This window comes from Ensifer sp. (genome assembly GCF_035999135.1).
Taxonomy (GTDB): domain Bacteria; phylum Pseudomonadota; class Alphaproteobacteria; order Rhizobiales; family Rhizobiaceae; genus Ensifer.
In genome coordinates this window covers 37767-48585 of the sequence record NZ_DASYGZ010000238.1, presented here as the reverse complement: position 1 = coordinate 48585, position 10819 = coordinate 37767, and the positions used below count along the sequence as shown (strand labels likewise).

At 64.0% G+C, this 10819-nt stretch carries 8 protein-coding genes; 5 read left to right on the top strand and 3 right to left on the bottom strand.

Annotation, left to right across the window (positions count from 1 at the left end):
- Positions 1–255: isocitrate/isopropylmalate family dehydrogenase (locus tag VGO12_RS31185; RefSeq protein WP_327516611.1), on the bottom strand; the 255-nt coding region annotated here is incomplete at its 3' end.
- Positions 256–619: 364 nt separating this feature from the next.
- Between VGO12_RS31185 and VGO12_RS31180 the strand changes: the two genes are divergently transcribed.
- Together VGO12_RS31180 and VGO12_RS31175 are read left to right on the top strand one after the other, a co-directional pair.
- On the top strand, positions 620–1261 hold the full coding sequence (locus VGO12_RS31180) for a LysE family translocator (protein WP_327516610.1): 642 nt from the start codon (positions 620–622) through the stop codon (positions 1259–1261).
- 106 nt (positions 1262–1367) lie between these two features.
- Complete coding sequence (locus tag VGO12_RS31175; RefSeq protein ID WP_327516609.1) at positions 1368–3422, top strand: M3 family metallopeptidase; 2055 nt, start codon at positions 1368–1370, stop codon at positions 3420–3422.
- 13 nt (positions 3423–3435) lie between these two features.
- Here VGO12_RS31175 and VGO12_RS31170 read toward each other — a convergent pair whose 3' ends face one another.
- Positions 3436–4914 (bottom strand): glycosyl transferase family protein, encoded by a 1479-nt coding sequence (locus VGO12_RS31170; protein WP_327516608.1) that lies wholly within the window; start codon positions 4912–4914, stop codon positions 3436–3438.
- Between the two features lie 149 nt (positions 4915–5063).
- On the opposite strand from VGO12_RS31170, the gene VGO12_RS31165 reads away from it, so the two are divergent.
- Complete coding sequence (locus tag VGO12_RS31165) at positions 5064–7235, top strand: TonB-dependent receptor domain-containing protein (protein ID WP_327516607.1); 2172 nt, start codon at positions 5064–5066, stop codon at positions 7233–7235.
- A 75-nt stretch (positions 7236–7310) separates the two neighbouring features.
- Here the strand turns inward: VGO12_RS31165 and VGO12_RS31160 are convergent, their stop codons facing one another.
- Positions 7311–8483, bottom strand: coding sequence for a dihydrodipicolinate synthase family protein (locus VGO12_RS31160; RefSeq protein ID WP_327516606.1), 1173 nt, complete (start codon positions 8481–8483; stop codon positions 7311–7313).
- 295 nt (positions 8484–8778) lie between these two features.
- On the opposite strand from VGO12_RS31160, the gene VGO12_RS31155 reads away from it, so the two are divergent.
- Together VGO12_RS31155 and VGO12_RS31150 are read left to right on the top strand one after the other, a co-directional pair.
- The gene (locus VGO12_RS31155) at positions 8779–9819 is read left to right on the top strand and encodes a LacI family DNA-binding transcriptional regulator (RefSeq protein ID WP_327516605.1); all 1041 of its coding nucleotides are present in this window, start codon (positions 8779–8781) and stop codon (positions 9817–9819) included.
- Entirely contained in the window at positions 9816–10817 is a 1002-nt protein-coding gene (locus VGO12_RS31150) for a Gfo/Idh/MocA family oxidoreductase (RefSeq protein ID WP_327516604.1), read from the top strand. The genes VGO12_RS31155 and VGO12_RS31150 overlap by 4 nt, the downstream gene beginning before the upstream one ends.
- The last annotated feature ends 2 nt before the right edge of the window (positions 10818–10819 follow it).

Below are 10819 nucleotides of genomic sequence, written 5' to 3'. Positions count from 1 at the left end.
ATAAGGCACCGCATCCCACTTCGGACCGCCGACGGCGCCAAACAGCACCGCATCTGCCGCGAGCGCCTTTGCCATGTCCCCTTCCGAAATCGCCTGGCCGTGGGCGTCATAGGCCGAACCGCCGACCAGGCCCTCGTCGGTCACGAAGCCGGCGGAAAGCTCGGCGTTCATGTAGGCGATGATCTTGCGGACTTCCGCCATGGCTTCCGGGCCGATGCCGTCGCCGGGCAGAAGGAAGAGGTTGCGCACAGTCATGGATAGTCCTTCTCGCGGGGGGAAAACTCGGCCGCGTTCTAGCGCAACTTCGTATCGAGGGAAATCGGCGAAACGAAAGATTTGTGCGCGCACGCCAGGCGGTGCGTTCCCGGCGGAACAGCTGCTGTGCCGGGGGAGTGCGATGGTGTTTGCAAGGCAACGCATCTGCCGGCCATCGACCCTTCGAGGAGAAGATCATGTACAAGTTCGTCCGCGCGGTCGCCGCACATCTCCGGGCCACGACCAGGAACCTGACGTTTGCCGGCAAGCGGTCATCCGCGTCCTCCTATCAGTGGCTTCGCTTTCCGCTTGACTGAATCGGTGCCCCCGGATCGAATGCGGGAAACGCAACCGGGAACCTGCCATGTCCGAGACGCTTTTGTTCGGAGCTTTTCTCGCCGCTCTTTCCTATGTCCTCATTCCCGGACCGGCGTTTCTGGCGTTGCTCGGCATTGGGGCGGGCCAGGGACGCAAGGCAGGCGCGCTGTTCATGGGCGGGCATCTGGCCGGTGACGTCCTCTGGTCGACCCTTGCGCTGGTTGCGATCGTCGGCGCGCGCTCGGTCGGCACCACGATCTTCGATATTCTCGGCCTCTTCTGCGGTGCCTATCTCGGGTGGATCGGCTGGACGGCACTGCGCGCGAGACCGGCGGGCGAAAGCCGCGCCCTCGTAACTGTCGAGCGTCCCTTGCGCCGTGGGCTGATCTTCGGGCTCACCAATCCCAAAGGCTATCCGGTTGCGCTTGCAACCTTCACCGCCCTGCTCGCCAGCTCTGCCAGTGCGCTCGACTTCAACGCCCTGCCGGCGTTGCTCGGCGTCTCGCTCATCGGCTTTCTCGTCGCAGACCTGATCCTGATTGTCATCATCGGCACGTCTGTCGTCAGGCGCTTCTACCGACGCCATGAGCTGGCGATTGTCCGGCTCTCGGGCCTTCTGTTCATCGGGTTTGCCGTGCAGGCCGTGTGGCATGCGGCGCCCGGTCTTCTCGGTCTGCGCAAGCCTTGACGGTGCCGGCATCGGCAACCACCTACATTTTCGCCGCTTCCTTCTGTCATGGTCTGCGGTGTCTCTCCCCGGCCCTAAGCCGAGCCTGCATGCGAAAGGATTTCTGATGACCACTCTCAACCCCGCGCTCACACAGTGGACTGGCCACGAGGGCTTGCCCCGTTTCGACCTGGTGAAGGACGAGGATTTCGCACCCGCATTCGAGGCGGCGTTCCGGGAGCACGAGGCCGAGATCGACGCGATTGCCGACAATCCGCTTCAACCAACCTTCGAAAACACGATCGTCGCGCTGGAGATTGCCGGCGACGCGCTTTCGCGGGTGTCCTCGATCTTCTGGAACAAGGCGGGCGCCGACACCAACGAGACCATCCAGGCGCTGGAGCGCGAAATCGCGCCCAAGATGTCGCGGCACTATTCGAAGATCGGCATGAATGCGGCGCTGTTCAAGCGCATCGATACGCTCTGGCAGGGGCGGGAGGCGCTTGGCCTCGACCTCGAAGCCACCCGGGTGCTTGAGCGGCACTGGAAGGGCTTCGTCAAATCCGGCGCCAAGCTCGAAAAGCCGCAACAGGAGCGGCTCGCGGCGATCAACGAGAAGCTTGCGGGCATCGGCGCGAAATTCGGCCAGAACGTCCTTGCCGACGAAAAGAACTGGGTGCTCTTCCTTGAGAGCGAGAAACAGCTTGCCGGCCTGCCGGATTTCCTGCGCGACGCGATGGCGGCCGTCGCCGCAGATCGTGGCCAGAAGGGGAAATTCGCCGTCACGCTCTCGCGCTCGATCATCGAGCCGTTCCTGACCTTCTCCGACAATCGCGACTTGAGGGAACAGGCTTTCCGCGCCTGGATCGCACGCGGCGAGAACGGCGGTGAAACCGACAATCGTGGACTGATCGCCGAGATGCTGGCGCTTCGCGGCGAAAAGGCGAAACTGCTCGGCTATGAGAATTTTGCGGCGCTGAAGCTCGACGACACCATGGCGAAGTCGCCCGATGCGGTGAACGGACTGTTGATGCAGGTCTGGGAAAAGGCTGTCGCCCGCGCCCGCGAGGAAGAGGCCGAGCTTGCCAGGCTGATTGCTGCCGAGGGCCGCAACCACGACGTCATGCCATGGGACTGGCGGCATTACGCGGAAAAGCTCAGGGCCGAGAAATTCAGTTTCTCCGAAGGTGAACTCAAGCCCTATCTGCAGCTCGAAAAGATCATCGACGCCTGCTTCGACGTCGCCAAGCGGCTGTTCGGCATCACGGCGACGGAAAAGAAGGGCGTTGCCGGTTATCACCCTGACGTGCGGGTGTTCGAGATCAAGGACGCATCGGGCAAGCTGGTCGCGCTGTTCCTCGGCGACTTTTTCGCCCGGCCATCGAAGCGTTCCGGTGCATGGATGAGCTCGTTCCAGTCGCAGCACAAGCTGAAGCTCAAGAACGGCGCCGAAGGCGAACTGCCGATCATCTACAACGTCTGCAATTTTGCGAAACCCGCCCAGGGCAAGCCGGCGCTGCTGTCGCTTGATGACGCCCGCACCCTCTTCCACGAGTTCGGGCATGCGTTGCATGGCATGCTATCTGATGTCACCTACCCCTCGGTTTCCGGTACCGGCGTGTCGCGCGACTTCGTCGAACTGCCGTCGCAGCTCTACGAGCATTGGCTGACGGTGCCGGATATCCTGAAGCGCTACGCCGTTCACTACCAGACCGGCGAACCGATGCCCGAGGCCTTGCTCGGCAAGGTGCTGGCGGCGCGGACCTTCAACTCCGGCTTTGCCACCGTCGAGTTCACCTCCTCGGCACTGGTCGACATGGCCTACCATACGGCTGAAACGGTCACCGAACCGCTGGCGCTCGAAGCAAGGAAGCTCGAAGAGATCGGCATGCCGAAGTCCATCGTCATGCGCCATCGCAGCCCGCATTTCCTGCACGTCTTTTCGGGCGACGGCTATTCGGCCGGTTACTATTCCTACATGTGGTCGGAAGTGCTCGACGCGGACGCTTTCGCTGCGTTCGAGGAAACCGGCAATGCCTTCGATCCGGATATGGCCGGACGCCTCAAGGATCACATCTATTCGGTCGGCGGATCGGTCGACCCGGAAGACGCCTACAAAGCCTTCCGCGGCAAGCTGCCGAGCCCGGATGCGATGCTGGCGAAAAAGGGCCTCGCGGCCTGAGGGTGATGCCCGGTCACGCTGGATGGCGTGATCGTGCGCTCCACAGGGCGCGCGCCGTTCGGCAGGCCGCGGCGAAATCGTCGCTTCCGTCAAGGCTGATGAGGGCTGCGGCCGCCGTCGTCATGATGATCGTTTCCGCCCGCTCGTCGCGGGCGGCACCTGTCCAAACCGCCTGCCAGTATTCGCGGCTGCTGAGGCCCGTGCGCAGTTCAGCCGGCGGCGCAGCTGCCGCTGGAACGATGAGGTCCGACGGTTCGCCCGCGACAAGCCGGAAGAGCGGGGTCTGCCGGTAGGGCGTGAATTCCGCATGATCCCGCGTGTTGCCGAGGATCGTCAGGTCCTGCGTGCCAAGCAACAGGGCGATGTCGCGGCTGATCGTGCGGCTCGATGGGTTGGCGACGCCAAGCAGGCTGGCACGGGCGCTGAGCGGGTTGAGAAGGTGGATGGCGGCATTCAGCGGCATGCGCATCTCCATCAGGCGATAGAGCCCCAGCAGCCGATAGATCTGCGGAGCCAGCACCGACAGCGGCAGGTAGGCGATGCCAGCTGCGGAAAGCGCATCATGAGCCGCTTCGACGGAGCGGCAGATCGGGATGCCTGCGCAGGCTGCCGCGACTTCCAGCTTGTGTCGTTCCTCGCTTTCCTCGCCATAATTGCCATGCAGGACGACACGATGGCCGGCCGCGGCCACCAGCCGCGCCGCATGCAGGAACCAGGGGGCGGTTTTCAGCTTGGGTGAGAGATAGCAGGGCCAGTCGAGGTCGGCCGCGCCCTCTCCCGGTTCGACTGCGCCGATATGCCGTCGCATGGCGCGCACGAAACCTGCGATTTCGATCGCGGTCGGCCCGCGATAGTGCAGCACGGTCATCAGCGCGCCGATCTGCACCGGATCCGCTTCGCCGGCGAGAATGATCGCCAGCGCATCCTCAGCTTCGTCTTCACTCAAGGGCCGGCTGCGCCCCGCGCCCGTGCCGATCGTGGCGATGCAGCGGGCAAGCCGTTTTTGCGGTGCGGCGTCGCCGCCGATCCCGGCGAGCTTTGCCGCGAAATCCTCCGGAGCCGGTTCGCCTTCCAGAAGCCGGCTCGGCCGGACCGAAAGGGGCGGAGCGTTGCTGAGCCCCTGCCCGACCCAGCCCGAGTGACGCGCTTGAACCGAGGTGGACGGCCTCCGGGATCGGTCTGCGCCAAAAAGCGCCTCGGTCTCGGCCGCAACCGCCCGCACGCGCAGCCGCAGAGATTCAGCAAGCGGTGTCGGACGAAGCCCGTGGCCGGTGCGCAGAAACAGCGGATCGTCATAGTCGTCGCGCAGTTGGCCGAGCAGGCGGCTCATCGCCGACGGCTGCAGCCCGACGCTTGCCGCCGCCCGGCTGACGCTGTTTTCCCTGAGCAGCGCGTCGAGCGCCAGCAGCAGGCGCAATTTTCGGAGATCTGTCTGGCGCTCGCTCGAGTCCGATCCGACCGTCGTCTCGTCCGCTGCCTCACTCGCTATCACTCGGTGCCGCCTCACTGTCTGTTCCGGCATATTCGCAAGCCGTGTTTTGCGCCTGTTCAAATTTAGAACGGTTCCAAAACAGCGACGTTGCCGCCTGTCTCGCCAATATCTAAGTGGAGTTCGTTACTCAAGATATATGTGGGGCAAAGATGATCAAACGGGTGGGGCCTGCATTGGAAACCGGTGGCTCGTGGTGGCAGGCGGCGCCGTCACCAGGGCGCGTTTCGTTTGGCTGGTCGCGGCGTTTCGTTTGCGCTTGCCTTGCGGGCACGGCACTCGCCCTGCCGGTGAATGCGCAGGCGCAGAAGGCCAAGGAAAAGGCCGAGCAGGAGACAACCGAGCTCGAGCAGATCGTGGTAACGGCGACCGGCTTCGAACAGAACGTCAAGGAGGCGCCGGCCAGCATCACGGTCGTGACCGGCGAGGATCTGCGCAAGCGATCGTTCCGAGACCTGACGGATGCGCTCAGGGATGCGCAAGGGGTGGCCGTCACAGGTGTGGCCAACGAGCGCGATATCTTCATCCGCGGCCTGCCCGGCTCCTACGCGCTGATCCTCGTGGACGGCAAACGCCAGAGCACGCGCGACGCGCGCACCAACGGCAATTCTGGTTTCGAGCAGAGTTTCATCCCGCCGGCAGCGGCCATCGAGCGGATCGAGATCGTGCGCGGTCCGATGTCGTCGCTCTACGGTTCCGATGCCATGGGCGGCGTCATCAACATCATCACCCGCAAGGTCGCCGACACTTGGACCGGTTCGGTCACGACCGACGGCACGATGCAGCAGCACAAGCGCTTCGGCAACTCGGGTCAGATGTCGTTTTATGCCAGCGGTCCAATTCTCAAGGATACGCTCGGCGTGCAGATCTGGGGCCGGGGACTCAAGCGTGGTGAGGACAAACTTCTCTCCGGCATCACCGGCGCAAAGGAGCACGACCTGACGGGGCGGCTAGCCTATACGCCGAACGAGGACCACGACTTTTTCCTGGAGGGCGGGAAGGCGCGGCTGAAGCGCGACGCCAATGTCGGCAACACGATCGCGCCGGGCCCGCGGGCCGTCAGCACCTACAACGAAAACGACCGCGACCACTGGTCGTTCTCGCACACCGGGCGCTGGGGCCCGACGACCTCCGATTTCTCGATCCTGCAGGAATGGGCCGAGCGGCGGAACTACAACTACAGCCAGGCGGACAGCCGCTTCGTCAAGCAGCAGCGCGCGCCGGAGGTTCGCAACACCGTCATCGACGGCAAGTTCACCACGCCCTTCGATCTTGGCGGCAGCCACACGCTGGTCACCGGCGGGCAGTATTTCGAGGCGCGGTTGTCGGACCAGAATCCGGGCCGACGCAGTGGTCAGAACGAAACCTTCTCGGCGACGCAATGGGCGCTGTTTGCCGAGGACGAGTGGCGCATGGTCGACAGTTTCGCCCTGACCACGGGCCTGCGGCTCGATCACCACCAGGAATACGGCTACCATCTGAGCCCGCGCATCTATGGCGTCTGGGACGCGACCGACATGCTGACGGTGAAGGGCGGCGTCTCCACCGGCTTCCGCGCTCCGGATATCCGCAGCATTGCGCCGGGCTATGCCTATACGACCGGCGGCGGTGGCTGCACCTACGGGCCAAGCGGGACCTGCGGCGTGATCATCGCCGATCCGAACCTGAAGGCCGAATCGAGCACCAGCTATGAAATCGGCGCGGTCTGGGACAACGGCGACGTCATCCTCGGCGGCACCTATTTCTACACGGATTTCAAGGACAAGATATCCAACCTGCCGGTGATGGACGCGTCCGGAAATCCGGTGCGCTGGAGCGAGGATCCGAACTACCGCCTCTGGTACAACTACAACATCGATGACGCGATCATCCAGGGCGTGGAACTGACCGCCACGTGGAACGCGACCGCGGACCTGACGCTGCGCGCCAGCTATACCTACACCCAGTCGGAGCAGAAGACAGGCGATTTTGCAGGTTTCCCGCTGGCGCGCACGCCGGAGCACATGGCCAATCTGCGGGCTGACTGGTTCACGCCGATCGAGGGCCTCGAGGCCTGGGCCTCGGTCAACTATCACGGCGAGGAAATCTCTGCCGGCCCGCGCGTCTCCACCACCAGCGGAAAACCGGTGAAGATCAACGGCAAGACGGGCTACAAGTACGACGCCTATGCGACCGTCGATATCGGCACGAAATACGACGTCGGCGAAGGGCTGACGCTCAACGCAGCCGTCTACAACCTTCTCGACAAGGAGGTCGAACCGACGGACTTCAATGCCGTCGGCGAAGGCCGCCGCTTCTGGCTGAGCCTGACGGCGACATTCTGACCACGTCAGCGTTCGCCGGTCCACATGGGATGAGAAAGCAACGGCGCGCCCAAGGGGCGCCGTTCGCAATTGGGCTCATGCGACCTGCTCGACACCCAGGGTTGATAGCAGGCTCTGCATCCGCGACACCGCCAGGTCCGGCCGGTCGAGCACATTGGCGCGGTCGGCGAGACGGAAGATGTCGGAATAGTGCAACACCCCGCGCGCCGACTGCATGCCCGCCGGCATGGTGAAGTGCCGCTGGTGGCCGTTCAGCCAGGCGAGGAAGACGACGCCGGCCTTGTAGTACTGCGTCGGGGCTTCGAAGATCTTGCGCGACAGGGGAACGGTCGGCTCGATCACGCCGCGAAAGGTCGAAAGGTCGTCCTTTGCCAGTGCCGCCAGCGCCCTGGAGGCGGACGGCGCCACGGCGTCGAAGATGCCGAGCAGCGCATGACTGTACTTGCGGCCGTCGCCTTCGATCAGTTCGGCATAGTTGAAGTCGTCGCCGGTAAAGCAGAGCACCCCATCGGGCAGGCGGTCGCGCAGCGCCACCTCCCTGGCGTTGTCGAGCAGCGAGATCTTGATGCCCTCGACCTTGTCGCGGTTGGCCTCGATGATCGATAGCACGGTATCGAGCGCTTGGTCGAAATCGTCTGAGCCCCAATAGCCCCGAAGCTGTGGGTCGAACATGTCGCCGAGCCAGTGCAGCACCACCTTGTGCCGCGTTTGGCCGAGGATGCGACCGTAGACATGGCGATAATCGTCGGCGGAACGTGCGACGCGGGCGAGCGCTCGGCTCGCCATCATGATCGTCCGGCCCCCCTCGCCTTCGACGAAGCCGACCTGTTCCTCATAGGCCGCGATCACGTCGTCCAGGGAGCGCGCGTCAGCGGGCGCCAGATGATCTGTACCGGCGCCGCAGGCGAGATCGGCGCCCGGGACCTGCCGCGCCTCGGCCATCGAGCGGCGGATCAGTTGCTGCGCGCCCGGCCACGCCAGACCCATGCCACGCTGGGCCGTATCCATCGCTTCGGCGATCTTGAAGCCCAGGCCCCAGAGGTGATGGCGGAACGCCATCGTCGCGTCCCAGTCGATTGCCGGATTGCCCCAGGGATCGAGATCCCTGATCGGATCGGAAACCACATGGGCGGCTGCGTAGGCGATGCGGCTGAACGTCGGCGGCGTCTGCGGCCGCTCAATCGGTGTTCCCGTCAGCCGGTAGAGTTCGAGTGAACCGTCTTGGCGCGGCAGCGTCAGGCTTGTCATCGGGTCGGTCTCCTCCGCAGACGTTTGTCCTGAAATACTTTGGATCGTTCCAAATGGCAAGCGGCATTATTTTTAAGCTCGAATGCCTGACGTGCGGTTGGCGGCATCGCTGCCGTTTCCGACTGTTTTATATAGCTATTTTTAGACGCAAGATGCGACCGTCGCAAAATAAACGGTCATTCTCTTCCGCCAAGATGGCGTCGATCGCCGAAAAAGTGATCGCGGCCATCTTGACGAAATTGGAACGTTCCAATTATGAAAGAGGAAAGCAGACAAGAGAATTCGGGAGGATACTGTGGTCAAGGACAGGGTAACGGTCATCGATATCGCACACGCCGCCGGCGTGTCGAAGTCGACCGTGTCGCTCGTCCTTCAGGGCAGTTCGCTGGTCAACGAGGCGACGCGGGCCAAGGTCAACGCAGCCATTCGCGACCTCGGTTATGTCTACAATCGCAGTGCCGCCAATCTTCGCCAGTCGAAGTCCAAGATCATTGGCATCGTCGTCAACGACCTGACCAACAGCTTCTTTGCCGAGCTCGCCGTCGGCGTCGATGCGGTCGTGCAGTCGGCGGGCTTCGTGCAGTTCCTTGCCAACACCGGTGAAAAGATCGAGCGCCAGCGCGAAGTCGTCGCATCGATGCGCGAGCACGGTGTCTCCGGCCTGATCGTCTCGCCGGCGCGCGGCACCGAGGCTTCGGATCTCGCGCCGTTGGTCGACAGCGGCATTCCCGTGGTCCTCGTCGTTCGCGATATCGCCGGCGCCGAGGTTTCCTCGCTGATTTCCGACAACCACGCCGGTGCCATGGCCGCGGTGCGGCACCTCATCGAGCGCGGCCACCAGCGCATCGCCTTCCTTGGCGGCTTTCCCGATACCGCCGTCTTCGAGGCGCGCATGCGCGGTTATCGCGACGCTCTGATCGAGGCCGGCATGCCGGCTGCGGAGGCGCTGGTCATCGGTTCGGCGCCGTCGCGCGCCGGTGGCGTGACGGCGGTCGAGCAGGCGATGATGCTTGGCGATCGGCCGACGGCGGCGCTTTGCTTCAACGACGCGGTCGCCTTCGGCGTCTGTGATGGCCTGAGGGCGCGGCGGCTGGAGCCAGGCGCCGATTTCGCCGTCATCGGTTTCGACGACGTGATCGAGGCGAAGACCGCCGTGCCGGCGCTGACGACGGTGTCCGTCGATCCGCAAGGCATGGGGCAGCGGGCTGCCGAACTGCTCCTGAAGCAGATCAAGGCCGGCAAGGCGGAACCCGAGGCGATCGTCGGTTCGGTCCGCCTCGTCGTTCGTCAGAGCTGTGGCGGGCAATTGGAGAGAAAAAGGGAGGCACTGGCATGACACGGTGGGGTCTGATCGGCGCAAGCACGATTGCACGCGAATGGGTGATCGGCGCGATCCGCGCTGCCGGGGGCGAGGTCGTCTCGGTCATGAGCACCAGCGCCGAGCGAGGTGCTGCCTATGCCGAGGAAAACAATATTGCGAAGTCGGTGACTTCGCTTGCCGAACTGGTCGGCGATCCCGATGTCGATGCCGTCTATGTCTCGACCACCAACGAATTGCATCGCGAGCAGACGCTGGCGGCGATTGCCGCCGGAAAACACGTTCTTTGCGAAAAACCCCTGGCGATGACGCTTGAGGATGCCCGCGAGATGGTGTCGGCGGCGCGCGAGGCCGGTGTTGTGCTTGCAACCAATCATCACCTGCGCAACGCTGCCGCACACCGGGCGATGCGCGATGCGATCGCCGAAGGCAAGATCGGCCGGCCGATCGCCGCGCGTGTTTTCCACGCCGTCTATCTGCCGCCGCACCTGCAGGGCTGGCGGCTGGAGCGGCCGGATGCCGGTGGCGGCGTCATCCTCGACATCACCGTGCATGATGCCGATACGCTGCGCTTCATCCTCAACGACGACCCGGTGGAAGCCCTCGCCATCAGCCACAGTGCCGGCATGGGCAAGGAAGGACTGGAAGACGGCGTGATGGGCGTTATCCGTTTCCGTTCCGGCGTCATCGCCCAGTTCCATGACGCGTTCACCACCAGATACGCCGAGACCGGCCTTGAAGTGCATGGCACCGAGGGATCGCTGGTTGGCCGCAATGTGATGACGCAAAAGCCCATCGGCACGGTGACGCTGCGCAATGCCGATGGCGAGACCGAACTTACGCTCGACCATCGCAATCTCTACGAAACCGCGCTTTCCGCCTTCCATGCGGCGGCTCAGGGCAACGGCCGTCCATCGGCGACGGGCGAAGACGGCGTCTGGTCGCTGGCGGCTGGTCTTGCCGTGGTCAAGGCGGCAGCCACCGGCCAGGCCGTGGCGATCGAAACGGGACTTTGAAC